The organism is Vibrio sp. T13N, assembly GCF_032970445.1.
GTDB lineage: Bacteria > Pseudomonadota > Gammaproteobacteria > Enterobacterales > Vibrionaceae > Vibrio > Vibrio diabolicus.
This window is the reverse complement of record NZ_JAWJYE010000002.1, coordinates 188274-213978: the sequence shown is the minus strand read 5'-3', so window position 1 is coordinate 213978 and position 25705 is coordinate 188274. Positions and strand designations below refer to the sequence as shown.

The 25705-nt window shown below is 43.6% G+C and carries 22 protein-coding genes; 8 read left to right on the top strand and 14 right to left on the bottom strand.

Translation table 11 applies throughout. The features are described from left to right. Positions 1–36: 36 nt before the first annotated feature. Positions 37–570: an RNA-binding S4 domain-containing protein gene (locus tag R2S67_RS04045; protein ID WP_167427474.1), complete on the top strand. Its 534-nt coding sequence runs from the start codon at positions 37–39 to the stop codon at positions 568–570. Positions 571–673: 103 nt separating this feature from the next. Here R2S67_RS04045 and R2S67_RS04040 read toward each other — a convergent pair whose 3' ends face one another. The 7 genes from R2S67_RS04040 to R2S67_RS04010 all read right to left on the bottom strand — a co-directional run bounded on the left by R2S67_RS04040 (position 674) and on the right by R2S67_RS04010 (position 7233). Then, on the bottom strand, positions 674–1492 hold the full coding sequence (locus R2S67_RS04040) for an EAL domain-containing protein (protein ID WP_317342386.1): 819 nt from the start codon (positions 1490–1492) through the stop codon (positions 674–676). A 92-nt stretch (positions 1493–1584) separates the two neighbouring features. Continuing rightward, a complete protein-coding gene (locus R2S67_RS04035; RefSeq protein WP_053808447.1) occupies positions 1585–2505 on the bottom strand; it encodes an amino acid ABC transporter permease in 921 nt (306 codons plus the stop codon). 81 nt (positions 2506–2586) lie between these two features. Continuing rightward, positions 2587–3429, bottom strand: a complete 843-nt coding sequence (locus R2S67_RS04030; protein ID WP_317342385.1) for a transporter substrate-binding domain-containing protein — start codon at positions 3427–3429, stop codon at positions 2587–2589. Positions 3430–3438: 9 nt separating this feature from the next. Further along, positions 3439–4236 (bottom strand): amino acid ABC transporter permease, encoded by a 798-nt coding sequence (locus R2S67_RS04025; protein ID WP_047008328.1) that lies wholly within the window; start codon positions 4234–4236, stop codon positions 3439–3441. Further along, a complete protein-coding gene (locus tag R2S67_RS04020; RefSeq protein ID WP_317342383.1) occupies positions 4236–4970 on the bottom strand; it encodes an amino acid ABC transporter ATP-binding protein in 735 nt (244 codons plus the stop codon). Before R2S67_RS04020 ends, R2S67_RS04025 begins: the two co-directional genes overlap by 1 nt. A 170-nt stretch (positions 4971–5140) precedes the next feature. After that, a complete protein-coding gene (locus R2S67_RS04015; RefSeq protein WP_104972557.1) occupies positions 5141–5788 on the bottom strand; it encodes a lysoplasmalogenase in 648 nt (215 codons plus the stop codon). Between the two features lie 296 nt (positions 5789–6084). After that, positions 6085–7233: an iron-containing alcohol dehydrogenase gene (locus tag R2S67_RS04010; RefSeq protein WP_006742257.1), complete on the bottom strand. Its 1149-nt coding sequence runs from the start codon at positions 7231–7233 to the stop codon at positions 6085–6087. Between the two features lie 206 nt (positions 7234–7439). Between R2S67_RS04010 and R2S67_RS04005 the strand changes: the two genes are divergently transcribed. Beyond that, on the top strand, positions 7440–8321 hold the full coding sequence (locus R2S67_RS04005; RefSeq protein WP_164665609.1) for an AraC family transcriptional regulator: 882 nt from the start codon (positions 7440–7442) through the stop codon (positions 8319–8321). Between the two features lie 277 nt (positions 8322–8598). Next, on the top strand, positions 8599–11763 hold the full coding sequence (locus R2S67_RS04000) for a chitinase C-terminal domain-containing protein (protein ID WP_317342382.1): 3165 nt from the start codon (positions 8599–8601) through the stop codon (positions 11761–11763). Positions 11764–11860: 97 nt separating this feature from the next. Here the strand turns inward: R2S67_RS04000 and glgC are convergent, their stop codons facing one another. The 4 genes from glgC to R2S67_RS03980 form a co-directional block, all read right to left on the bottom strand. After that, the gene (gene glgC / locus R2S67_RS03995; protein ID WP_006742254.1) at positions 11861–13078 is read right to left on the bottom strand and encodes a glucose-1-phosphate adenylyltransferase; all 1218 of its coding nucleotides are present in this window, start codon (positions 13076–13078) and stop codon (positions 11861–11863) included. Positions 13079–13488: 410 nt separating this feature from the next. Continuing rightward, positions 13489–15237, bottom strand: a complete 1749-nt coding sequence (locus R2S67_RS03990) for a formate--tetrahydrofolate ligase (RefSeq protein WP_256952753.1) — start codon at positions 15235–15237, stop codon at positions 13489–13491. Between the two features lie 236 nt (positions 15238–15473). Further along, the gene (locus R2S67_RS03985; protein ID WP_005397615.1) at positions 15474–16778 is read right to left on the bottom strand and encodes an inosine/guanosine kinase; all 1305 of its coding nucleotides are present in this window, start codon (positions 16776–16778) and stop codon (positions 15474–15476) included. 232 nt (positions 16779–17010) lie between these two features. Beyond that, positions 17011–17481 carry a CreA family protein gene (locus R2S67_RS03980; RefSeq protein ID WP_005397614.1) on the bottom strand — a complete coding sequence of 157 codons (471 nt, stop codon included), beginning with the start codon at positions 17479–17481 and terminating at the stop codon, positions 17011–17013. A 266-nt stretch (positions 17482–17747) separates the two neighbouring features. On the opposite strand from R2S67_RS03980, the gene R2S67_RS03975 reads away from it, so the two are divergent. Together R2S67_RS03975 and R2S67_RS03970 are read left to right on the top strand one after the other, a co-directional pair. Continuing rightward, the gene (locus R2S67_RS03975; RefSeq protein WP_006742250.1) at positions 17748–18257 is read left to right on the top strand and encodes a hypothetical protein; all 510 of its coding nucleotides are present in this window, start codon (positions 17748–17750) and stop codon (positions 18255–18257) included. 194 nt (positions 18258–18451) lie between these two features. After that, a complete protein-coding gene (locus tag R2S67_RS03970) occupies positions 18452–19120 on the top strand; it encodes an HAD-IA family hydrolase (RefSeq protein ID WP_005397612.1) in 669 nt (222 codons plus the stop codon). 429 nt (positions 19121–19549) lie between these two features. Here R2S67_RS03970 and R2S67_RS03965 read toward each other — a convergent pair whose 3' ends face one another. After that, a complete protein-coding gene (locus R2S67_RS03965; protein WP_237309299.1) occupies positions 19550–20980 on the bottom strand; it encodes a methyl-accepting chemotaxis protein in 1431 nt (476 codons plus the stop codon). Between the two features lie 568 nt (positions 20981–21548). Between R2S67_RS03965 and R2S67_RS03960 the strand changes: the two genes are divergently transcribed. Together R2S67_RS03960 and R2S67_RS03955 are read left to right on the top strand one after the other, a co-directional pair. Then, positions 21549–22151 (top strand): ACP phosphodiesterase, encoded by a 603-nt coding sequence (locus R2S67_RS03960; RefSeq protein WP_317342378.1) that lies wholly within the window; start codon positions 21549–21551, stop codon positions 22149–22151. A 67-nt stretch (positions 22152–22218) separates the two neighbouring features. Continuing rightward, a complete protein-coding gene (locus R2S67_RS03955; RefSeq protein ID WP_085343685.1) occupies positions 22219–23478 on the top strand; it encodes a DEAD/DEAH box helicase in 1260 nt (419 codons plus the stop codon). A 27-nt stretch (positions 23479–23505) separates the two neighbouring features. Here R2S67_RS03955 and R2S67_RS03950 read toward each other — a convergent pair whose 3' ends face one another. After that, positions 23506–24294 (bottom strand): EAL domain-containing protein, encoded by a 789-nt coding sequence (locus R2S67_RS03950; protein ID WP_005395532.1) that lies wholly within the window; start codon positions 24292–24294, stop codon positions 23506–23508. A gap of 186 nt (positions 24295–24480) precedes the next feature. Next, positions 24481–25113 carry a hypothetical protein gene (locus tag R2S67_RS03945; RefSeq protein WP_005395531.1) on the bottom strand — a complete coding sequence of 211 codons (633 nt, stop codon included), beginning with the start codon at positions 25111–25113 and terminating at the stop codon, positions 24481–24483. A 186-nt stretch (positions 25114–25299) separates the two neighbouring features. Here R2S67_RS03945 and R2S67_RS03940 point away from each other — a divergent pair, with 186 nt between their 5' ends. Beyond that, on the top strand, positions 25300–25542 hold the full coding sequence (locus tag R2S67_RS03940) for a DUF2164 domain-containing protein (protein WP_317342375.1): 243 nt from the start codon (positions 25300–25302) through the stop codon (positions 25540–25542). Positions 25543–25705: the final 163 nt, after the last annotated feature.

Below are 25705 nucleotides of genomic sequence, written 5' to 3'. Positions count from 1 at the left end.
TAAACTTCAGGGCATCAAATAGTAAGAGTAAGTAACATGACCCAAGATTACGACCACGAAGAGTATTTAGAAGGCGAAGAGATTGAGATCGAAGCGATTGGCATCGACGTTGATGCGCATCCGATCGAACTGTACAAGCTTTTTAAAATCGCGAACTTGGTCAGCGGTGGCGGCGAAGCAAAGCATATCATCGAAGAAGGTTACGTCGCGGTGAATGGTGAGCTAGAAACACGTAAGCGCCGCAAGATGTATGATGGTGACTTTTTTGAGTTTAACCAGGAATATTATGTTGTGGTTTGCGATGCGCCAGTAACCGAACCTGAAACGGCAGAGCAAAAAGCGGAAAAGAAAGCGAAGAAAGAAGCGCAATCTGCACGTAAAGAGAAATCTCGCCAAAGCAAGCCAGCTAAAGGCTCTGGACCTAAGTCAACAGGCCGAAAAGCAGCGCATAAAGAGCGTAAAGCACAACAAAACGCGCTTTCGCAATCGGCGAAGAAAGGTAAGAAAGCTGAAAAGCCGCGAGCGACTCGTGATCCGAAGAGCGGACGTAACTCTATTGACTTTTTCTAAGCAAATTAATACCTAGCTAGGCAGGTCATCGCCAAGCAAAACCCAAAAGCGCCGAGTATATATCGGCGCTTTTTTGGTTTTACTGTATCGTAAGGGGGCAGTGTCAATGCAGTGTCGTCTCAATGTTTAGGCTATCGGTCCAGTGATGAATGGCGCAAGGCTTACCTAAGTAAAAGCCTTGGTAATAATCCAAATCAAGTTGATACATCGCTTGCAGCTGCACGTCTTCTTCTACCCCTTCTATGATCACTTTTGCTCCCATATGAGCCGCGAGCTCAACGGCGCTATGTATGGAAAAAGTTTCTCCGGCGCAGTAATCAAGTAGATAAGAGCGATCGATTTTTATGATGTCAGGGCAGAGCTGCTGAACACGTGCGATATCAGAATGTTGAGCGCCAAAATCATCGATAGCAAAGATAAAGCCATTCGCTCTCATTAACTGCACGGCTTTGATCAGTAAATCAGTATCACCGCAGGACTCTTCGACTACTTCAAACACCACGTCTGATGGGCTCATACCAAGGTCGGAAAGGCGCTTGTAAAGCAGGCCGTTGTCTTTAAAGCCCATGTCTTTGGTTAGGGTGAGTAGGGTTTGAGGCATGACATTGAGAAACAGTTTGATAGGCGTTCCTGCGAAACAGCGTGCAAAATTTCGAATGTGCATTGCTCTGGATAAAAACTCAACACACAATCGAAAGTAGGGATCGAGGCCATTGTTGGCCAGAAATACATCAGGACGAATTAACGAACCATCAATGCCACGAATTCGCAGTAGAGCTTCCATTCCAATAATACGCTGGTGCTTATCAAAAATCGGCTGATAAACACTGTGAAAAGTGAATTGATTGAGAACTACGTAATATTCACCAAGATTATCTTGCTTAATGTATCGCTCGTAGTCCGATTGATTCTTTAACTCCATGAAAAACGCCGAAAATTTAGCATCTTTTCAATGTAACAGGATGCAATTCTGATTTGAAGATTCAAATGTGTCTAATTACATATACAGTTGAGTTAATTTGAAATGGATTCCGATTTTGCTTCAATGTAGCGAAAAATAAGTGACAACCCGAAACAAATCAAAAAGTAAGCAAGGCCGACAATGAGCCAAATTTCAAAGATATACCCTGATGAATTTGCCATTTCGGTACCAACAAACGTCATTTCTTGTATCGAGATCAGTGAAACGATAGAGGTGTCTTTCACTAGAGAGATGGTTTGACCTGCAAGTGCTGGGGTGATGACTTTGAGCACTTGCGGTGCAATAACGAATCGGTATTTCACCCACCGAGACAAGCCCAATGAATCTGCCGCTTCCCACTGTCCTTGGTCGATACTTTGTAAACCTGCACGCACCACTTCTGCAACGTAGGCAGAAGAGAGTAGGCCGACGCATAACACGCCAGAGGCAAGATTTTCCCAAAGGTTATAAGGCCCAAAAAGAAAGCTCTGTAGCGCATTTGGTTCGCCGTTATAGTTTCGTAGAATATCTTCTAAACCGAGTAACGGGATCAACTGGTTAGAAATGAAAAAGTAGAAAATAAAAACAAAAACCAACGGTGGGATGTTTCTTACCAACTGGATAAATGTGTTTGCAGGTGTGCGCAACCAAACGGAGCGAGAGAAGCGTGCTAAGCCTAGCAACGTGCCAAGCACTAACGCGAAGCTGATGCCCCAAATACTGAGCCTTAACGTCGAAATCAAACCTTGGAAGAAGTAGGGCAAACCACCATCGGCTCTGGGCGTAAAAAGTAGTTCAAACGCCTCTTTCCACTGCCACAAATAATGTACACCAACAGTGGAGCGATGGTACAGCCAAACGCCACCAATACCACAGATAATAAGAAGTACCCAATCTAGCGTGTTTAACCGCGATAGAAAGGAACCTGTGTTGGAATTAGTGGGTACTGTGCGAGTGGTGGTTTGTTCGCCCAAAAATTTGACTCCGATAGATGATGAAAAAGTAAAATGGATGATTGGAAAGTATAGGCTCGCGAAGACAACGAGCCATTTAGATTACTGGCCTCGCGCGACTTGATCTTGCCAATCTAATGTCGAGAACCAGTATTCATAACGCTGTTTTAACCATCCATCTTGGGTTCTTTCTTCAATCCATTTATTGAAAAAGGCTTTTTTATCTTCTTCTCCTAGGCGAACCGCAAAGGCTTCGTTACCTTTTGAGAGTCGCTCGGAGAATGGAAGGAATAGTTTGTCGCTGTGTTTCACTGTCTCATGTTCTGGTTTTGGGCTAGAAGCAATGACCGCGTGGGCGTTACCATTCAGCACCTCTTGGAACGCTTGAGCGTCATCATCAAATTGCAGAATCTTCGCTTTCGGGAAGGTTTCTCTGGCGACTTGAACGGTGAATGCGCCGCGACGGGCCGCTATTTTTACGCGTCGTGAGTCAAAGTCCGAAAACTCGCTAAAACCAGAAGCCAGTTTTTTATTTGCTGCTACTTGAACACCGGAGTGTGAATAGGGTTCAGTAAACAACACGCTTTTGGAACGCTCGGGCGTGACCGACATGCCACCGATGATCACGTCGAACTTTTTCGCCAGTAGTGCGGGAATAATGCCATCCCACGCAGTCGGTACAAATTCCACTTTCAAACCTGAATCTTCTGCTAAGCGTTTGGCAACATCGATTTCAAAACCGATTAACTCACCTTGCTTGTTGCGCATTGCCCAAGGTACAAATGTTGACATACCAACGCGCAAAGTGCCTCGTTCCTTGATTTGATCTACGTTGGGTGTGGCAGCTTCTTCTTTCGCGATTGTAGGCATAGCGATGGCTAGCCCTAATAATGCAGTGATGGCTAGCCCTAATAATGCAGTAATGGTCGCTTTGAATAACTTCATGTTATCTCCTTATAATTTGCGCCAACTGGCTCCGAGTTTGTGTTCTAGCCATGCAGACAAGCCAGAAAGTGATAGAGTGAGAGCAAGATAAATTGCTGCCACGGTAAACCAAATTTCGAACGGCATCGCCGTCTCTGAGACGATGTTGCGTGCCTGTGTTGTTAAATCAAAAATCGCCATCACGCTTACAATGGAAGAGTTTTTGATCAAAGAAACCACTTCATTGGTCAATGGCGGTAATGTGCGCTGTAAAACCTGAGGCAAAATCACGTCTTTGTATGTGTAAAACGGTGATAACCCGAGTGTTTGTGCTGCTTCGAATTGCCCTTTAGGAATACTGTTTAAACCTGCGCGGAATATTTCCGCAGTGTAGGCACCTTGGAAAAGGGACAATGCCAAAACGGCGGTACTGAATCGGTCCAAACCAATCACGGGGCCAAACACGAAGTAGAGCAAATAGATTTGCACCAACAACGGCGTGTTGCGTATTACCTCGACATAAGTGGTGCTAATAACATTGCCGACTTTCGAATCGCTAAGCCTTAGTAACGCGGTGACCAACCCCAACACTAAGGTGAAGAATAGACTGATGACCGAGATGTTAAGCGTGACCAATAGCCCATCAATAAGTTCTGCTGGCCACCATTCGCCATCTTCATAAAAAGCGATGTAATCAGGCACGCGTTCCCATTGCCATTGATAGCCCATAGCATCGGCACCAGAGTCCAACACCCACACAATCGCGATGAAGAGGAGCATCATTTGCAGCAAAGCTTGAAGGACGGGTTTGATTACGCGAACTATCATCAGTAACTTAAAATTTGGTTCAAAAATGCTTGGGTTCGTGGATGCTGTGGTGTTTCAAATAAGGCGATCGGTGAGTTCATTTCCACAATTTTGCCTTCATCCATAAATACCACGCGGTTCGCTACTTTTTTGGCAAATCCCATTTCGTGCGTGACGCAAATCATCGTCATTCCGCTTTGTGCCAGCTCAACCATGACATCCAACACTTCATTGATCATTTCCGGATCAAGTGCCGAAGTTGGTTCGTCAAACAGGAGCAAATCCGGTTTCATACATAAGGAGCGGGCAATCGCGACGCGTTGCTGCTGACCACCAGAAAGCTGGATAGGATACTTACTCCCTTGCTCTTCAATATTGACGCGCTTGAGGTAATGTCGTGCGCGTTTTTCAGCTTCTTGTTTTGACAATTTGAGTGTGCGAATCGGCGCTAAGGTGAGGTTGTCCAGTACAGTCAAATGAGGAAAAAGGTGGAAGTGCTGGAACACCATGCCGATTTTACCGGGCTTGAGAGATTTTGCATGAGAAGGCTGGTCAAACACATGAAGTTGACCTTCTTGAATCGATTCAAGATGGTTGATGCAACGAATGAGCGTTGATTTTCCTGAACCAGAAGGGCCACACACCACGACGATCTCGCCAGAATGTACGGAGAAGTTGATATCTTTTAGAGCGTGGTAATCGCCATACCACTTGTTTACGTTGCTAAATTCAACAACAGGAGTGTTCTCTTTCAAAGGGGCACGCTATAAAGGAAAAATATTCTTCTACAATAGCAAGTTGTGCGCATTATTTCATTAAGAACAAGCTTATATTCAGGTTCTAAGATTAAGAACCTGCTCACTTTAGTGCTTGATAAAGTAATGTTTTAAGAATTAGGCACAGAGGCTATTACTAATAATTCAGTTCAACTGAGATACGGATAACGAACAACGATGGCAACAACGGACATCACCATCAATGTTTGTGCGGAATAGTAGGTCACCATGACGACTTGTCGCGAAAATACGGATCGTCCCCCGAAGCGTTCAAAAGCTAAGACGGTACCAGAAACGATGAAGATAAAGCTTCCGAGCACTGCAAATGAGGACGATTGTGTTTTTCCACTCAAATAATACTCGATAGCAGCCCAACACATGGTCATCAATACCAATATGTAGCTGGCAACCGGGAGCTTTTCTTGACCAAGGTCCGGTCGAAACAACCAATAGAAACATACACCGAGTCCAAATAAAGCAATAGGGAGCCAAGGCGTAAAATGCCAAGCGGACATGATGGTAAAACCGTAGCTATAGGAAAGATGGGCAGAGCAGAAGAGCACTAATCCGGTAATAAACTTATCTCTAGGGAGCATTAATAGTAGATCACCAAGCAACGAGAGCGATAAGCCAACCAAAATCCAATGCGTGTATGGCATATGATAGGCAGGAGACTGGATTAAAATTCCTAACATACAGAGCACTGGTAATGGTTTGGATACGTAGAAGACCCACTTAGGACCTTTACGGATACTGATGATATGTATGAATGCTAATACGACAACAACTAGCCACATAAAATGGATTCTCGAACAGACAAGCTAATGTAGTGAATAACTACAACAAATAAAAGGTCCATTAAATGAGTAAGTTAGACCTTTGAATTCAATTTTATTTTTGTTTGTGTAAAGCTAGACAGTTGTCTCTTTACTGACCTACACGATCAATGAGTTTGTAGGGATTAATCGTTATTTTGAGGAGTTCCCGAATTTGAACGTGATGAAGCTTACAAAATAGCATAAAAAAACGGTATTGTGACCGTTAAGTCACAATACCGTTAAACCCTAGAAAGGGCAGTGAACTGTTTTTGCTGTTAGGCAACAGCGAGTTCTAAAATTTCACGACTACGTTCAAGAGTAATCGCTTGGTTTTCACCGAGAACGGTCATTCCGTGTTTGTTGAGTTGTTCGATGATGGCATCGATCGCTTGTTCACGACTTTCACCATAGTTTTCTAGCTTAGTTGCGACATCAAGTTGATGATAAAACGCTTCGATCGCTTCGATGGTACGTTCAGCAAGGTCGTCTCCAGCTTCAAGTCCAAATACGTTGCGACCCATTTGCTCTAGCTTAGGACGTTTAAATTGCATTTGGTTGCGAAGTAGCGATGGTTGGACGATTGCAAGAGAACGTGCATGATCGACGCCCCATAGAGCCGTTAATTCATGGCCGATCATATGTGTCGCCCAGTCTTGTGGAACGCCACTACCAATTAACCCGTTCAATGCTTGGTTAGCAGACCACATTAAGTTTGCGCGCCACATATCGTCGTCTCGCTCGGCAAACTGTTCTCCGAGTGTTTTTAAGGTTTTCAGCAGTGTTTCTGCATAACCATCTTGAACCATTGCGCCGGTAGGAAGCGTCAAGTATTGCTCACATACGTGCACCCATGCGTCAACAATGCCGTTGATAAGCTGGCGTTCTGGCAATGTTTTCATTACATCCGGGTCTAACACAGCAAATTTAGGCTGTACTGCTGGAGACATGAACGGAAGTTTGTCTTGAGTTTCTTTTTTAGTGATAACTGCGCCCATGTTTGACTCTGAGCCTGTTGCTGGCAGTGTCAAAATTGCAGCTAGAGGCGTCGCTTCAGTGACTTGGTGTTTACCAATCATGATATCCCAGCCATCACCATCATACTTAGATGCTGCTGCTACGTATTTAGAGCCATCAATGACTGAACCACCACCTACAGCAAGAATAAAGTCAACACCATGTTCTTTTACCATTGCGACCGCTTTATCGAGCGTCTCTTTGGTTGGGTTGGGTTCAACACCAGAAAACTCTAGCCATTCATGTCCCTCTAGTGCTTCTGAGACTTGGTCGTACACGCCATTCTTTTTAATTGAGCCACCGCCGTATACCACTAAAACTTTTTGGTCGGATGGGATAGCTTCTTTGATTGCAGCGATTTGTTTTTGACCAAAGAAAATCTTGGTTGGGTTTACATAAGAAAAGTTCATTATTAGCCCTCTTGCTTCCAGTAAAGGAGATTGAATACGTGCATATTAGTCCTGATTAACGTTCGTTAATAGGTCGATTTCTGCAAATAATCTGCCTATTTCTACAAAATTGATGCTCTTGAGCTAGAAAGTTAAAGTCGAGAGGAAGTATAGTGCACGAAATGATAATAGAGACCAAACTCGTTGGTCATTGATGGAGCGCTCGAATGCACACTCTCGCAGATATCATGCAGCAATATGTTGAAAAGCAGGGACTGCATGACTTAGAAGGTATGAAGAAAACCGCAATAGATGGCGTATGGTTTTATCGCAGTAGCAAAGGAAATCATCGCCAGCCGTTTGTCTATCAGTCTGGAATTATTGTTTTAGGGCAAGGACATAAGAACATTCATATCGGTGATACACCTGTCCAATATGGGCCCGATGATTACCTTGTCGTAGGAGTTCCCATGCCCCTGGAGTGCGAAGCGTTTGCGACAAACAATGAGCCTTTACTTGGCATCTCGATAGATATTTCGCCAACGCTTCTTCATAAGCTCGTTAAAAAACTTGAGGCTGAGAAATTCAGTAATAAGTGCCTGGACACTACCCGTTGCGGCCTTAAATCGGTACACATGAGCGAAGGTATGCTGGATGCATGCAAGCGACTAATGAGCGCGTTGTGTAATGAGCTGGATGTTGTCATGCTCGGTGATCTACTTCTTGAGGAAATTGTTTATCGCACTTTGGTAAGCAAAGAAGGGTATGTTTTATTTGACTTAGCACACCAAGAAGGCTCTTACGCGAGGGTCGCTAAAGCACTGAATCGTGTTCATCAAGCGTACCATGAACAGTTGAGCGTACAAACATTGGCAGAAGAAGCCAATATGAGTGTGTCTGCTTTCCATCAAGCTTTTCGCAATGTCACGCTTGAATCTCCGTTGCAATACATTAAGAAAGTTCGACTTAATAAAGCGCGCGAGTTAATCCAGTTGGAGGGGCGACGTGTTAATGATGCCGCGAGACTGGTCGGGTACACGAGCCCATCACAGTTTAGTCGCGAGTACAAGCGACATTTTAATGAAACGCCAAGGTCAACAAAGGCTTAGTGATCTTTATTTCAAAATAACGACTTTTTTTGCCTTTTTTATTAATTTGCGAGTGACATATTTATTTGATTTATAAAATTAGTTACTGGTGCCAAATAATAGGTACGTTGTTGCAAGCATTTAGTGGATTGTTGCGAGGCGGTGTGGAAAACTCGTAAATAGATAGTGTGAAATCACCAACTTGTACTTAAGTTATTTTACGTCGAAATAAAAGTATAAGTGCGCTTTGTTTAGCGCATTTAGTATTGTTTTAACAATAACTTAAGGAAGAGCGATTATGCACCTTAAAAACGGCAACGCAGTGAAAAGCGTGTTCACACTAAGCACTCTCACCGCTTCTTGTCTTATGGCCTTCAATAGCTACGCAGCGGTTGACTGTGCCCCTCTAGAAACTTGGCAATCATCAAAAGTTTATAACGGTGGTGACCAAGTTCAACATGAAGGTAATGCTTACAAAGCACGTTACTGGACGCAAAACAGTAACCCAGCGCAATCTGGTGAGTGGGGCGAGTGGGAAACACTTGGCGCATGTGATGGCACTGGACCGGTTGATCCACCTCAGAATGAAGTCCCGACTGTTACTCTGACATCGCCTTCTGCGTCGGCTTCTGTGACTGCAGGGGATGTTGTTAACCTAGCTGCAGATGCAGCTGATACCGATGGTACTGTTAGCAAAGTAGAATTCTTTGTTGATGGCGTATTAGTTGGTCAGGCAACGTCTGCGCCTTATGCTGCGTCATGGACAGCGACTGAAGGCCAGCACGAATTCTCTACTAAGGCGTATGACGATACAGGTGCAGTAAGCACAGCAAGCGCTGTGACGTTAACTGTGGCACCAGCACAATCTGGTAACGAAGCGCCGACAGTGGATGTTGCACTTTCTGCGACTTCTATTGACTTGGGTGGCTCCGTCACACTGACTGCGAATGCCGCAGATGCGGATGGCACCGTTGCTAAAGTTGATTTCTATGTGGCGGGTGTCCTAGCTGGCACCGCAACAACTGCACCATACACGCTTGATGTAACGCCTTCACAAGCTGGTTCGCTAAGTGTTTATGCGAGAGCAACCGATGATGCCGGAGCAACTGCAGATTCTGCACTTGCGACGTTAACGGTAAACGGTGGTGCGGTGACATCTAACTGTCGCCCTGATGGCTTGTATCAAACAACGGGTGTAGACGTTCCTTACTGTTCTATTTATGACGAAGAAGGTCGCGAGAAAATGGGCGCCGATCACCCACGTCGTGTGATTGGTTACTTTACTAGTTGGCGCGCAGGTGAGGACCCTCAATCGACTTACCTTGTTAAAGATATTCCTTGGGAGCAACTTACTCACATTAACTACGCGTTTGTGAGCATTGGTTCTGATGGTAAAGTAAACGTTGGTGACGTTAATGACCCTAACAACCCTGCTACGGGTAAAACTTGGCCTGGCGTTGAGGTAGATCCTGCTCTTGGCTTTAAAGGTCACTTTGGTGCGCTCGCGACTTACAAGCAAAAACATGATGTTAAAACGCTAATCTCTATCGGTGGTTGGGCTGAAACGGGCGGTCACTTCGATACGAATGGCGATCGTGTGGCTGATGGTGGCTTCTACACCATGACGACGAATGCGGACGGTTCTATTAACCATACAGGCATCGAGAAGTTCGCAACTTCAGCCGTTGAAATGATGCGTCAGTACAAGTTCGATGGCCTGGATATCGACTATGAATACCCGACATCAATGGCAGGTGCTGGTAACCCTTACGACAAAGATTTCATGGAACCACGTCGTCAGTATCTATGGGCGTCTTACCAAGAGCTGATGAAAGTATTGCGTGAGAAACTTGATGCGGCATCCGCGCAAGATGGCATTCATTATATGCTGACTATCGCAGCACCATCTTCAGGTTACCTACTGCGTGGCATGGAAACCTTCGATGTAACTAAGTACCTAGACTACGTAAACATCATGTCTTACGACTTGCATGGGGCTTGGAATGATCACGTTGGTCACAACGCAGCATTATTCGATACTGGTAAAGACTCGGAGCTAGCCCAGTGGAACGTATACGGCACTGCTGCATACGGTGGTATCGGTTACTTGAACACAGACTGGGCTTACCACTATTTCCGTGGTTCTATGCCAGCAGGTCGTATCAACATCGGTGTTCCTTACTACACCCGTGGTTGGCAAGGTGTTACTGGTGGTGAAAATGGTCTGTGGGGCCGAGCAGCACTGCCAAACCAAGCTGAGTGTCAACCTGGTACCGGTGAAGGCGAGAAGAACAACTGTGGTCACGGTGCTATTGGTATCGACAACATGTGGCACGATACAGACCCTAAAGGCAACGAAATGGGCGCTGGCTCTAACCCAATGTGGCATGCGAAGAACCTAGAAAATGGTATCTGGGGCTCTTACGCAGCCGCTTACGGTCTTGATCCAGTTAACGATCCTTCGGATAAGTTTGTTGGTACATATACTCGTCATTACGATAGCGTTGCGGTAGCGCCTTGGTTGTGGAACGCAGAGAAGAGCGTGTTCCTATCTACGGAAGATAAAGCTTCTATCGAAGTGAAAGCTGATTACGTTATCGATAAAGAAATCGGCGGTATTATGTTCTGGGAACTGGCAGGTGACTACAACTGTTACGTACTGGATGCAAATGGTAATCGTACGGCAGTAGATGCAACTGAACAAGCTTGTGCAGCTGGTAATGGTGAGTACCACATGGGTAACACTATGACCAAAGCTATCTACGACAAGTTTAAGTCTGCAACACCTTACGGTAATAAAGTCGCGACGGGTCCGACACCAACAGAAGCGGTAGACATTACAGTCAGCGTTGGCGGCTTTAAGGTTGGCGACCAAAACTACCCAATTAATCCGAAGATCACGTTTACGAACAACACTGGTCAAGCGATCCCTGGTGGTACTGAATTCCAGTTTGATATCCCAGTATCAGCTCCTGATAACGCGAAAGATCAATCAGGTGGCGGTTTGAAAGTCATTGCTTCTGGACATACTCGTGCAAACAACATCGGTGGCTTAGATGGCGTAATGCACCGCGTATCGTTCTCTCTACCTGCTTGGAAAGATTTACCTGCGGGCGGTACTTACGAGCTTGATATGGTTTACTACCTACCAATCTCTGGTCCGGCTAACTACTCAGTGATTTCTGGTGGTAAAGAGTTTGCGTTCAAGTTTGAACAGCCAGAACTACCAATTGGCGACCTAAATGCAGGCTCGGGTGATGGTGGTACTACTGAACCAGGTACGTGTGATACGACAGGTTTAGTGACATACCCAGCTCTACCACAAACGGATTGGGCTGGTAACCCAAGCCACGCTAACCAAGGTGATAAGATCATCCACAACAGTGTGGTTTACCAAGCGAACTGGTGGACAGCGGCTGAGCCGGGCACAGATGGTAGCTGGTCAACGGTATGTAACATCTAATTATTATGTATTATTTGTTATAGCCTAACGTTAATAGGCACTTAAACAAAAGCGCACGATSATSATCGTGCGCTTTTTTGTTGCGATGGTTTGTCGTTTAATCGAATTGGTAACTTTCGGGTATGACGACAATACCTTTGTCTGAGATTTTAAATCGCTTCGCATCTTCTAGTTTGTTGATGCCAATTTGAGTATGTGGCGGAATACGAACATGTTTATCAACTATGCAGTTGACCAACTGACTTCCTTCACCGACCTCTACGTCATCAAAAATGATGGAATCGACAACCGTTGCACTGTCTTGAATACGTACGTTAGAGGAAATGATGGAATGCTGTACTGAGCCTCCAGAATTGATGACACCGGTAGCAATGATGGAGTTAATAAAAATACCTTCATTGCCCGTGGCTGACGATACGGTACGAGCTGGTGGAAACTGCGGCTCGTAAGTACGAATCGCCCAATTGGATTGATATAGGTTCATTGGTGGTACTGGCTCTAGCAGATCCATATTCGCTTCATAGAAGGAATCAATGGTACCCACGTCGCGCCAGTAGCAATCCTTATCAACGCGCCCTTTACTGCCACAAAATTGATAAGCATAAACGGATTCCGTATCAATCAGCTTAGGTATGATGTCTTTTCCGAAGTCATGGCTTGATGAATCGAGTTTTGAGTCATCTTCGAGTGCTTCTTTTAAAACATCCATGTCAAAGATATAAATACCCATGGAAACGAGGCTTCTGGTTTTACTGCCTGGAAGGGTAGGTGGGCATTCTGGTTTTTCTATAAATGAAGTAACTAGCCCGTTTTCTGCGGTGCCCATTACCCCGAATGCTGAAGCATCCTCTACGGGAACATCCATACAGGCAACGGTGAGCTTAGCACCTTTCTCTTTATGCTCTTCAAGCATCGCGGCGTAGTCCATTCGATAGATATGATCGCCGGATAACACAACCACATACTTCGCGTCATTGCGCGATAGTAACCACATGTTGTGATAAATCGCATCAGCGGTTCCTTCATACCATGCACCACCTTTGCGCATTTGAGGTGGAACCGCAGTGATGTACTCGCCAAGCTCTGGATTGAATATCGACCAACCATCTCGCAAGTGTTTTTGAAGTGAATGAGATTTGTATTGGGTCAAAACAAGGATTTTACGTAAACCTGAGTGTAAACAGTTGGTTAGTGTGAAATCTATAATTCTATACTTTCCGCCAAAAGGTACTGCTGGCTTGGTTCTGTCATCGGTGAGTGGGCTGAGTCTAGACCCCATCCCTCCAGCTAAAATTACGGCGAGTGCGTCTTCCATATTATTCCCTTTCCCTTTTTTGCATGCATCAAAACGGTGCTAACCAGGAGGAAGTGGTGTACAGCGCAGAGGTTTTGAAAGTGCATGTGCTGATGTGTTTACTACTGCAAACTTTAGTACAAGATTCGAGCCATAGAATATCTCTTTAAAAATCAAAGGGGTTAAAAGTTCATCGCAAGGTAATTGCACCACATTAGTGAAGTGCCAAGTAGGCCGTGCATCAAATTGGCGCAAGATTATAGGGAAGGGGAGAAAATAAGTATGGATTTACAATGTAAAGTGACGATAAAACAGTAAGATAAAGATAATCAAGCACGCCTCTTCGTCTGTTCAAAGTGAGTGGATATAGAAGTAAACCACTCACTCTTTAAACGTGCTTCCTTTATAGTCAACTATACGTTGACGTTACACTAAGAGAGACCGACGATATTTCCTTCATCATCAAGGTCTAAATTCATAAATGCAGGTTTATCAGGCAAACCTGGCATCGTCATCACCGTGCCTGATAACGCATACACAAACCCAGCGCCAGCACACAGACGTAACTCGCGGATAGGGACTGTAAAACCTGTCGGCGCACCTTTGACAGCGGAATCTGTTGTTATCGATAGTGGAGTTTTCGCTATGCAAACCGCTAAGTTGTTAAAACCTAGATTTTCAAAATGGTTGAGCTGTTCAGTAGCAAGAGAACTCATTTCTATATTGGCGGCACCATAGCCAACTTCACACACAGCCATAAGTTTTTCGTGTAACGATTGTTCTTTATTGTATAAAGGACGAAACTCTGTAGGCTGGGTACAAGCGTCAATAACATGTTGAGCTAACTGAGTTGTGCCTTGCCCGCCTTGCGCAAAAGCGGTGCTGATAGCGACTTTAACTTCCGGATTAAATTGCTGAACCAGCTCTTTAAGTATTTTAAGCTCTTTCTCACAATCTTGCGGGAACTGGTTAATAGCGACAACAGCTGGAATGCCATATTTATGAACGTTATTAATGTGCCATTTTAAGTTTTCAAATCCCGCTTCCAATGCTGCTTGGTCTGGATTAAAAATGGAATCTGGAATGGCCATACCTGGTCGTAAATCATAGTGTCCAGAATTTGCTTTGAGGCCGCGTAATGTCGCTACTATCACTACACAATCTGGCGCCTTGCTGGCGGCGGCAGCTTTAATGTTACACGCTTTCTCAAATCCCATGTCCGAGCCAAACCCCGCCTCCGTTACAGTGTAACTTGATAGTTTTAGCGCGATATCGTCGGCAATAATAGATGAATTTCCATGGGCGATGTTTGCAAACGGGCCTGCGTGAATCAACGTAGGAACACCTTCCAGAGTTTGCATCAGTGTCGGTGCTATGGCCTCTTTTAATGTCACTGCCATTGCTCCTGCAACTTGCAGATCCTCAGTGGTTACCGGGTTTCCGTTCAAATCATACGCTACGACAATTTTCCCAATACGCTGACGTAAATCTTTTAAATCTTTAGCCAGTGCAATGATAGCCATTAACTCAGACGCGGCAGAAATATCGAACCCTTCGTCGCGTTCGTATCCATTGATGACTTTTCCTGGCTCATTTAACCCAATTTTGACTTTACGTAGTGCACGATCATTATGGTCCATTACTCGTTTCCAAGTAATGCTTGCCGTATCGATTTTAAGTGCCTTTAATCCAGTACGTGCTTCAAAGGCATCATAGCCTTCGCGTTGTTCATGATACAAGCGAGCATCAAGCGCGGCTGAAGCTAGATTATGCGCCGCCGTCACCGCATGGATGTCACCAGTAAGGTGTAAGTTCAGTTCTTCCATTGGAGCAACTTGGGAATAACCACCGCCAGCAGCACCGCCTTTAATACCGAATACAGGCCCCATAGAAGGTTGTCTAATACATGCGATAACGGATTGTCTAAGCTTAGCTAAACCTTGCGCCAGTCCGACAGTTGTAACGGTTTTTCCTTCGCCAAGTGGGGTAGGAGTGATCGCAGTAACAAGCACAAGCTTACCGTTATCATTCTCTTTTAGCCGCTCCAAACATTTTGGATGGACTTTGGCTTTGTGCTTCCCGTGAGTGTCATATTCTTCGGGTAGTAACCCTACTTTTTCCGCAATAACATCAATAGAAGAAAGTGGTGTGTTTCGGCAAATTTCAATATCTGACTGCATGGATAATCCCTAAAGTGACTCGCAGGTAGTGTTGAAAAACAATCTGAGTTGGAGCAAGTATTATTGTTGGGCAAACGTTTGCTCGGTGATAGTACGGTTTCGATTCGGTATGTAAAGAGTTTACTGCTCTATACTGTGCTACATACTAACAAAATCTACTATTTACTGCGCCAGATCAAAACAAAAAGGCCACCAAATGGTGACCTTGATGTATTTTTAGCTTTAAAGCTGTGATCTTAACGATCCCAGTAAGTTTCTTCTAAGCTATCTTCTCGTTCAGGAAGTGCTCGCGATAGGCGAGGAGAGTGTTGCGTCAACACTTCATAGCTTACTCGGTTTGCATATTTACAGATCTGAGAAAGTGATGAGTAAGTCAAACAGCGTACTTCGTGCTTTTCTGAGTTAGGCACTTCTTTTTGATGGAAAGAGTTTGCAGCCATATCATGCAGTAAAGCAGAAAGCGCCGCATCACCTGCGCCGTTGGTGTTCTTAATCTCTAGTGGACCACCTAGGTAAGGACCAATGTAAGAGTATACCTTCATTGGCTTCTCACAATCTCCTTTACGCATCGCACGACTAAATTCGTATTGGTTAAAGGCTTCAATTGAACCTTCAAGAATGTCGTGTGTGGTTTCTCGTTTTACTTTTTCGTCGGTGTAACCTGCCATGTATAGGCCATTTGGCCCTGCAGTACATAGAACAAGATCGACCCACTCAAGTGCTTTATCAGCAGCCGCTAGCGGTTCTGTCTCGCCTGTTAATGCGGCGCCTTCTTCTTCATTCATTGCAACAACAGATATGTTCTCGCGAATGTACTCTTGCCACCACTGCGCGTTACCTTCGATAACGTATTTTGTGCCTAAAGTTAGTACAACAGGGACATCGTGCTTCTTGGCAAAGTCGATCGCTTTTTGTACTGCTTTCGGCATTGGATCCTCTTCTTTACCGCGCATGAGGTAAGAAGAAACAACCAGAGCTGATGCTTTCTCAAAGATCTCTTCAGGAATGCTTTCTGGAAGTAGTTGGTTCATGTGACCTTCATTGATAGCAAATGTGCGTTCGCCATCTTGAGAAATCAAGGTATAACAACGACCAATAGGACCATCTACCGTTTGTAGGTGGTTGAGGTTCATGCGTGAAGACGTGCGGCAAAGGTAACGGTAAGCAAAAGAACCAACTTGAATGTTCTTGGACATCACACCGAGCAAAACGGATTTGCTATCCGCCAATACTGAGTAATTGTGGAGCGTGTTGCCAATCGTGTCACCTGGGTATTGGTGTGTGATCAGGCCTTGCTCAACCAGTTCTTCGTAAAGTGCATCTGCTTTGCTTTCTTCAAGAACGAGTGAATGTCCTTTACTTAGGTTGTATTTTTCTAAAAACGCATCATCTACACGCGCTTCGATATCTACGATGGTTTGACCGACACCAACAATAGTTGGGCGATATAGCTTAGGCGCTTGTCGGATTTGGTTTACTAATGGATCTCGAGCGTGAGTTGGGAAGTAGTGTTTAGATTTACGCTGACCAGGAAACTTCATGCTTGTTCTTGAGTGAGAAAAAAAAGAGGCGGGATTGTATCACAAAAAAATGAAAATCGTGGCGTTTTATTACAAAGAAGTTTGCCCGCTGAAAAAATCAGCGAGCTGGAGAAATTGCGACCAAGATAGCCTAAATTGCTGATGCTTATAGTACTACAATTGGTCGCTTTTCAGATTGTTGAGCGGTTATTTTCTTTAACAACGAGCTTGGAGCTACCCAAAATTAGCTGCGTTACTTTTTCACTTCAGTAGGCTCAACGTAAGCCTTGGTACCCCAAAGTGGAACTGTCGATAGGCTGTGCTTAAAGCTACCGTCTGTCTCTTTTGTTGTGTAAGACAGGTAGAGTAAGGTTTGGTTGTCTGCATCATAAATTCGGCGAACCTTCATGGTTTTGAAGAAAATACTTTTTGACTTCTTAAATACAATTTCGCCAGACTTACTTTTATCTATTTTTGCAATCATTTCCGGCGTAATTTCGCCAGTCTGACGACAGGATATTGAGCTGTCACTTGGATCCGCTAAGCTAAAATCTGCTTCGATAGAAGCTATATGACACGTTACCCCCGTGACTACCTCGTCTTTTAATTCACCTACTTTGATGTCTTTCAAAGTAAACCAACCGAGTCCTACATCAGCAACATCGTTATCTGAACAACCAACCAGCGTAGTAGCAAGCAATGCACTTAACAGCATCTTTTTCATTATTTTTGTCCTTAACTAGGAAAGATATTGATGAAATCTATCAGAGGTTTGCAACTAAAACAAAATTTAGCCAAGGAAAGGTCTACGTACGCTAGGTTTGTTGTGGGCTTCATGCTAATGTACTGCTCTAAACGAAATGATGAGTTAGAGTGACCATACTTTCTCCCAATATGTTTGACTTTATATCGCTTGTCGCTCTGTCTAAGCTTCACTCTATGTGAGAATGAAACACTCTGCACATTTCGTTTTGCAACTAAGGTATCAAAATGAATGAACAACAGTTAGCCAGTATCGAGCGTAAAAATACATGGCTGTATGATCTGGTTGAAGTTGAATTTCCAACACCAGAGAGTCTGAAAGGGCGTGATGTCTATTTCAAAGCACTAGAACAAGCAACTTATCAAGTGGTCGACAAAGACACGCTACTTGAGAGTAATTCTGAATTTAGCTCTGACGATATTTTTCTGGTCGATTTTCACCGACTCACTATCATGTTTTCTGTCCTGCAGTCTCAGCGTTGGGATCAACAGTACGATAAAGATATGATTGTGGAATATCTCACTCAGATAATTCTAACGCCAGATTTTGAATTATATGTTGGTTTTAAATCTGGAGCTCCAATTGGTGCCGCTATTATTAGCCACCTTGAAGGAAACACGCTTATCTCTGATGTCGCGGTTTCTGAATCAAAATACAAGAGTTCGTTTGTGGCGGATCTTGCTAAAAGACTAAGTACCGAACACAAGCTTTTAGATTCGGTGATTATTGAAAGCTAATTTGCGCACTCAAATGCATAAAAAGCAAAGCAAGATGACGATAGGTGATCTTGCTTAGAAAAACTGTAATTGCTCCCCTCTATTTCCATGAAATGCCAAGCTCGTCGTTTCAACAATCCCAAACTTAAATAAGATTAAGCCAACATTTTTTAAATCAGCTAGGGCATTAGCCTTTAAGATGTCTGGAGATGGCTATGGCAATTACCAATATTAAGTGCGTGATATTTGATTGTGATGGTACGTTGGTCGATAGTGAACGATTGTGTTGCCAAGCTCTCGTCAATGTATTTAACCTGCATGGCGCAGAATTAACGATGGAAGAGTGCGTTTCTCATTTTAAAGGAGGAAAGCTCGCTGACATCCTTTTAGATACTAAAGAGCTGAAAGATATCAAAGTCCCTATTGATGTCTTAGAGCCGCAATACCGTGAAGAAGTCCAGTCTCTTTTTGTTCGCCACTTACAGCCGATGGATGGCGCAAAGCGATTAATTCAGTTTTTAGATTCGCATAATATCGAATATTGTGTCGCGTCCAATGGGCCGAAAGATAAAATAGAATACGCATTGGAGTTAACAGGATTGCTCGATGCTTTCCAAGGGAAAGTGTTCTCTGCATTCGATGCGAATAGTTGGAAGCCTGAACCTGACTTAATTATGTACAGTGCAATGAGCATGGGCTTTTTACCGAGCGACTGTCTTTATATTGATGACACACCTAAAGGCGTAGAAGCGGGATTAAACGCTGGCATTAAAACCGTACAGCTATTTAATGGTGAGGCAATCAATCGTGTTGATGATGAACGCGTAATTCGCATTCAACATTTAGATGAATTAAAAGAGCAGCTATTTAGCTGCTCTGTTTAATCTCTTAATGGCACACCGTACTTAAGCTATGGATATGTTTAAGTTTGGACTGTAGGTAAGGGGTTTGATGTAGGCATTGGATGGATGAGAAGCTTTTTGTATGAAATCCGCAAGCAGCGCATGTGAATTTCTCTCCATCCGATGAAATGAGATATTCATCCCCCTGGCAGAGAGGGCAACTTAGGTTTTCGATGTCTTTTGTATCTTTGTAATTATTCATATTGTTTTCCAGCAGCAAATTGGAATTGGCAGGATTAAGCATAGCGGAACGCTTTGTTTATGAACATTATTTCATCAGGTACAGCGAGAACTTGAGATTCACTTCAAATATCCACTTGTGTGTAGTAGAAAATATCGACGATAACGGCTGAAAACGGTTTAAAGAAAAGGGCTCCTGAGGAGCCCTTGTTGATCATAAATGCTGCAAAGTTATGCGGTGCGGTAGCGTTGTAATACCTCACCAAGAGACACTGACGCCTGAGTGAGATTAGCTACCCCTACGGTAGATTGCTCTGCAACTTCTCTGATTGTGCTCGACTGGCTGCGAATTTCTGAAAGCTCAGATGCAATATCGTTGGCGACTGCGCTTTGTTCTTCTGCTGAGGTGGAAATTTGGATACTCATGTCCATCAATGAGCGTGCGGATTCAGCAATGGACGTCACATCATGACCAATTTCATCAATAAGCTGGCTACTGGTTTGCGCTTGTTGAACGGTTCGATCAGTGATTGAAGCAATGTTCTGGCTTTCGGCTTGTAGTTTCTCAATCATGGCTTGAATTTCTACTGTTGCCTGTTGAGTTCGGCTTGCCAATGTACGCACTTCATCAGCAACCACAGCAAATCCACGACCTTGCTCCCCGGCGCGTGCCGCTTCAATTGCCGCATTCAGAGCCAATAGGTTGGTTTGTTCTGAAATGGCATTGATCGTTGTGATAACGTCATTAATCTGCGTCGTGTTTTCATTTAAATTGGTTACTGACGTGGAAGCCTGTTCAATATAGCTGGATAACGTCTCAATTTCGCCAATCACATTTTGCACGCGATTTCTGCTTAGCTCGATCTTTTGAGCATCTTGATCGGATTGCATCGTCGCTTGTTGGGAAATGCTGGATACTTCTTTTGCAGAGGCTGTCATTTCTTCCATTGCTGTCGCGACGGAATCGAGTGTTTGATATTGATGAGATATCTGCGTTTCGCTCAACTGCATATCTTTTTCGAATGCAGAAGATGTCTCACTCAATGTAGCCGCATTATTTTTCACACTGTTAACCAGTTCACTTAAGGTGTCCATAGATTTATCTAACGCGCAACCAATGGTGCCAAACTCGTCTCGGCCAGGATGAAAACCAAGGCGAGAGGTTAAATCACCTTCACCAATTTTTTCGGTTGTCGTATATAAAACCCACAGGGCGCCTCCTATAAAGGTCGCAACCCAGTAAGAGAAAAGGGCAAAAGGAACAACCCATGAAAAGCTGAGTAACAGAGAGGTTAAGGCTGACGACTTTGCAGATTCGTATTGCGCGGATACGTTTTGAGTCAACTTAATCACTTCGCCAGAATGCAACTTTGCATAAGCGGTGACAGAGCCGTCAACAAAAGAGCTCTCGCTTACGCGACTTGATTTCGATACGCCGTCAATTTGTGGAACATGACCTGGTTGAGCGTCAACAATACCAGAAAGTTTCGCTTCGCTAGCAGAAATCGCTTGTTGTTTAAATTGTTGTATTTCATTGAAGTAGCGGCTTCCAGCCACAGAAGTGAGGGCTACTAAAAACAGCAGGAATATAACCCACATTTTGTCGTTGATAGACATCTTGATAAACAGCCTGTCTATCGTTCTAAACTCAACTTCTCTCATTTAAAGCTCCATTAGAGATAAAAGATATTGACCAAATCTATTGCTATATCGAAACAAAATATGCGAAGTTAATCAGCAAAATATGTAACGAAAACTAAATTTAGTTTAAGAAATGAGATCTAAGGACGCCTATAACGGTATGTTATATCTTTAAATTGACATAAATATTGATAAAAGAGCTATTTCTCTGTAGTGCTAAGTAGATATGAAATCTGGTTGCAAACGTTTACTTTTGATTCTGCTCATAGGTTTTTAAATCTTTACTTCTCGCTGTCATGAATGTGTCATATAAAGACTATAAAAAGGAGTTGTTGACGTAGATATGGCAAGGCCAAGCTGTCAGCAAGTACAAGCAAGAGAGCTTAAAATAAAGGAGGTCACAATGAGCGACCAATACCAAAACGATGAGAGCCTAGAGCTGCTAGATGCGCTTGAAATTGGCATTATCTTGTCGGAATACGTTGGCTCAGACAACGAAGCCGAATAGCGGAACACTCTCATCTCGTCGTAATTGACGTTATACTAAGTTCATGTCACACCAAGCCTTAAAGGCCAAAACTGGCGTCGGATGAACTTTCTAGCCCACCTGCATATCGCAGACCACTGTAACAGCCATTTATTGGGAAACTTGCTTGGAGACTTCGTAAAAGGAGCTCCAAGCAAGCTGTATGAACGTGATATCTCTAACGGCATCAAATTACATAGATTTGTTGACCGCATTACTGATCAGCATCCTATTGTTAACGAATGCAAACCTCACTTCAAAGGTACTGCGCGGCGCTTTGCCCCTATCGCTCTCGATATGTTCTGGGACCATTGTCTCGCAAAACACTGGAACGACTTTTATGCCGTATCTCTCGAACAGTTTGTCGATTCGGCATACGAGCGAGTAAACCGTGACGTTAATGAACATTTGCCGCCGCGCTTTTTGGTGCTCCACAGCCGGATGTGGCACGGTCGATGGCTTCAGTCATACCAAGACCTGGATAATATCGAATTTGCACTACATCGAATGTCGCAAAGAAGCCCGAGAATGGCTGACCTTACTACAACATTTAAAGTGATTGAGAGTGATTACACAGTATTGGAAGAGAAGTTCTCGACACTCTATCGAGACGTTTTACGCCAGTCGTATGATTTTCAGCAACAGCTTATTGATTCAGCCCAATGAGATAGAAAAGTAGTATGGCTATTGGGGCTCTGGTAAACTCTGCGCTCCAAAAATAATGAGGTTACACATGTCTGTTAATTTTGCTGACTTAGGCATTGAACAAAAGCTAATCGAGACGCTAAGCAATCTAAATATCGTAACGCCAACACCAGTGCAAGAAAAGTCTATTCCACACGTCCTTGAAGGAAAGAACTTACTTGCTGCTGCACAAACTGGTACGGGGAAAACAGCTGCGTTTGGTTTACCTATTATACAAACCGTTCAGCAAAAGAAACTCAACGGTACGCCTCAAGCATTGGTTTTGGTTCCAACACGCGAGCTTGCGCAGCAGGTATTTGATAATTTGAATCAGTACTCTGCACAAACCGAACTTCGCATTGTGTGTGTTTATGGTGGTACAAGCATTGGCGTACAAAAGAGGAAGTTAGAAGAGGGCGCTGATATTTTGATTGCAACACCAGGTCGCCTTTTGGATCATCTGTTTAATGGCAACGTAAACATCTCCAAAACCAGTATGCTCGTTCTAGACGAAGCCGACCGTATGTTAGATATGGGATTCTGGCCTGACTTGCAACGCATTTTCCGACGTTTACCCGCCGAAAAACAGATCCTGTTGTTCTCTGCGACATTTGAAAAGCGAATCAAGACTATTGCGTACAAACTCATGGAATCGCCGGTTGAAGTTGAAGTGTCACCAGCAAACACGACGGCTGAAACAGTAAAACAGATGGTTTATCCGGTAGACAAAAAGCGTAAACGTGAATTATTGGCGTACTTGATTGGCTCGCGCAATTGGCAGCAAGTGCTTGTATTTACAAAAACTAAGCAAGGTAGCGATGAGCTAGCAAAAGAGCTTAAGTTAGATGGCATAAAAGCGGTTTCAATTAACGGGGATAAGTCACAGGGTGCGCGTCAAAGAGCGTTGGATGAGTTCAAGCAAGGTAAGGTGCGTGCGTTGATTGCGACAGATGTAGCAGCACGAGGACTGGATATTCAAGAGTTAGAGCAAGTGGTGAACTTTGATATGCCATTTAAAGCCGAAGATTATGTCCACCGTATAGGCCGTACTGGCCGTGCAGGAAAGTCGGGGTTAGCTGTGTCTCTAATGAGTCGAGATGAAGAATATTTATTGCATGCTATCGAGAATTTGCTTGATCAACGCCTACCGCAAGAATGGTTGGCAGGCTTCGAGCCAAGCCTTATAGAAGAAGTCGAGCCTGAGAAAAATGGTAGTGGGCGCCGTCGAAGCCGTTCATCAGAGAAGCGTAAGCTAAAAGCAAAATTAGCGATTCATAAGAACCGTGGTAAATCACGTAACTCTCGCTAAACCGCACAAACTTTTGTTCTTACATAGTCAGGCTGTTTTTGCCTCTTCATAAACGTCTAACGTTTGCGGGATAGCGAGTAGGTATCCTTGATACATATCGAAACCGAGTTTTTTCATTAAGTTAAGTTGATGCTCGGTTTCAATTCCTTCGATAACGGTTTTAGAGCGCAACGTTCTTGCTAGTGATAATGCATCGACTAGAGCTTTCCAGTCACCATTTTCGTATCTCAGCATTAACGAGCGATCCATCTTTATTATGTCTGGACGAACGCCTTTCACTCGTTCAATTGTTGAGGCATTGACGCCATAATCGTCGATCGCCAATTTAAACCCGCCTTGGCTTAATTCACGAGCTGCTTGCGACAACGAGGACTCGTCTTCTACGTTCAACTCAAGCAACTCCATGACGATTTGTTCATTTACTAAATGAGATTGATAAATGGTTTGTTTTAGCAGCCTATTGTACGTGATGTCTCTGGCTAGTATTTTTGCTGCTTCTGGTAATACATTAAGAAACAGTTGTTTATTGTGAAAGTGAGATTGGGCAAAGTTTTTGATATGAATTAGGCGACTTAAGCGTTCGACATTGAGTAGGTCTTGAGCGGCAATGGTTTTTGATTGGAAAAACTGATCTGGCCTGATCATGGTGCCATTAGCATTGGTAATTCTTACTAGTGCCTCAAGTCCAACGATAGAAATATCTTTTTTATATATAGGTTGAAAGACACTTCGAAGAGTGAGCTTTGCGTATTTCGCAATATATTGCCCGTCGGCTTGTTTGCGGATGCAACTAAGAAGTTGCGAGGTGCTCATCATTGTTACAACAACCTAAATCAATGCTTCTACATCAGCGCTATCGCGCTAATTTTTTATTTCATTGGCAGTGAATCTAAGTGGGCTCATGAACTCAAGCAAGAATGATGGTAAGAGATGATTAGATTTGTCGAGTGATATCAAACAAATTGATGAAATGACTGACAATCTTCCTAATGCAATTTGATGTTACCATTGTAGTACTGCATACAGTTGTAAGTATTTTCTGACCAACTGTTGTTTGTTCGAGCGACGTAAAGGATGACCAAATTTAATGTAACAAGGACTAATGCCAAATCGAGTGTCTAACGATTGCGTGAGCTGCGATTCGCTGGTGTACAGCGTGATGCCTTGCTCCGTGTATTCGTTGATCTGATCGGGCAGTTCACCCATCCACCAATGAAGCAACTCTCGGCTCGTTTTGCTGCGACTGATCCAATGATCACAAACTAAAAAGAGTAGATCATTCGGTTGCAGCGCATAACCATATTCGCTTTGCCATTCAGTAATTGATGAGAGTAAGTTTTCTCGACAAGATTTTCCCGCACTGACCATATGGTGGCTCAGGACCCAAACCGTGCCTATTTCAGATGAAATACGGTAGTGATGAGGAAGGTCCGGAGTATTTAAAACTTCAATTGGTTTTACCACGCTGTTGTATCCGAAGTGACGGAAAGTGTGTTCCATTCTTCTTGAAAACGCGAGACCAAGATGATGCTCACTCATGCCTTGGTTATGTACCGCAGGGTAATGCTTTTCACACAGCTTAAGACAGTCGTCTTGAAAATCATTAACACTTTGAATCACTAGGTCGAGTAGCAAAGAATATCCCTTAATAATTAACAAAACGAACTGCAAAAGGTTAGCATAGTCTTTTGAGAATAGACTAATTTACTTCGGCAACTTCTTGATCTAAACACCAAATTTCTCACAAATGATCGCGCCTACTCTTTAAGAGAGCAAGACGATAGAAGCACACATAGAACAAAATTCTGAAAAAGGGCAAAGATGATAAAGTTAGAACGTGCACAAAAAGAAACGCTGGCAACCKCCATTCAAGATTATATGCAGGACGAACTAGATGTTGAGATTGGCCAGTTCGATAGTGAATTTCTTATTGATTTCATTACAGAAAAACTAGGGCCAATTTATTACAACAAGGGGGTGGAAGATGCAAAATCACTGGTTGAACGTAGAATGTTAGAAGTGTCCGAAGAGCTGTATGAGATAGAACAAGAAGTTAAGCTGTAAGTTTCAGTTTTATAAACGATTTAAAGTTCCTTCAAAAAATTCGAACAACTTGATAGATACGGTGCCATTGGCTGGATGTAAATGATGGTAAATAATCTGTTTCATATGACGTAAATAGGTTAATGTAGTGTTTCTTGCTCAACATTAACTTAGGAATATATCT

Coding starts and splice junctions, on each gene's coding strand:
- R2S67_RS03985 (WP_005397615.1), bottom strand. CDS start 16,778: ATGAAGTTTCCTGGTCAGCGTAAATCTAAACACTACTTCCCAACTCAC.
- R2S67_RS04025 (WP_047008328.1), bottom strand. CDS start 4,236: ATGATAGTTCGCGTAATCAAACCCGTCCTTCAAGCTTTGCTGCAAATG.
- R2S67_RS03955 (WP_085343685.1), top strand. CDS start 22,219: ATGTCTGTTAATTTTGCTGACTTAGGCATTGAACAAAAGCTAATCGAG.
- R2S67_RS04040 (WP_317342386.1), bottom strand. CDS start 1,492: ATGGAGTTAAAGAATCAATCGGACTACGAGCGATACATTAAGCAAGAT.
- R2S67_RS03950 (WP_005395532.1), bottom strand. CDS start 24,294: ATGATGAGCACCTCGCAACTTCTTAGTTGCATCCGCAAACAAGCCGAC.
- R2S67_RS03960 (WP_317342378.1), top strand. CDS start 21,549: ATGAACTTTCTAGCCCACCTGCATATCGCAGACCACTGTAACAGCCAT.
- R2S67_RS03965 (WP_237309299.1), bottom strand. CDS start 20,980: ATGAGAGAAGTTGAGTTTAGAACGATAGACAGGCTGTTTATCAAGATG.
- R2S67_RS04000 (WP_317342382.1), top strand. CDS start 8,599: ATGCACCTTAAAAACGGCAACGCAGTGAAAAGCGTGTTCACACTAAGC.
- R2S67_RS04005 (WP_164665609.1), top strand. CDS start 7,440: ATGCACACTCTCGCAGATATCATGCAGCAATATGTTGAAAAGCAGGGA.
- R2S67_RS03970 (WP_005397612.1), top strand. CDS start 18,452: ATGGCAATTACCAATATTAAGTGCGTGATATTTGATTGTGATGGTACG.
- R2S67_RS04015 (WP_104972557.1), bottom strand. CDS start 5,788: ATGTGGCTAGTTGTTGTCGTATTAGCATTCATACATATCATCAGTATC.
- R2S67_RS04010 (WP_006742257.1), bottom strand. CDS start 7,233: ATGAACTTTTCTTATGTAAACCCAACCAAGATTTTCTTTGGTCAAAAA.
- R2S67_RS03980 (WP_005397614.1), bottom strand. CDS start 17,481: ATGAAAAAGATGCTGTTAAGTGCATTGCTTGCTACTACGCTGGTTGGT.
- R2S67_RS03990 (WP_256952753.1), bottom strand. CDS start 15,237: ATGCAGTCAGATATTGAAATTTGCCGAAACACACCACTTTCTTCTATT.
- R2S67_RS04030 (WP_317342385.1), bottom strand. CDS start 3,429: ATGAAGTTATTCAAAGCGACCATTACTGCATTATTAGGGCTAGCCATC.
- R2S67_RS03975 (WP_006742250.1), top strand. CDS start 17,748: ATGAATGAACAACAGTTAGCCAGTATCGAGCGTAAAAATACATGGCTG.
- R2S67_RS04045 (WP_167427474.1), top strand. CDS start 37: ATGACCCAAGATTACGACCACGAAGAGTATTTAGAAGGCGAAGAGATT.
- glgC (WP_006742254.1), bottom strand. CDS start 13,078: ATGGAAGACGCACTCGCCGTAATTTTAGCTGGAGGGATGGGGTCTAGA.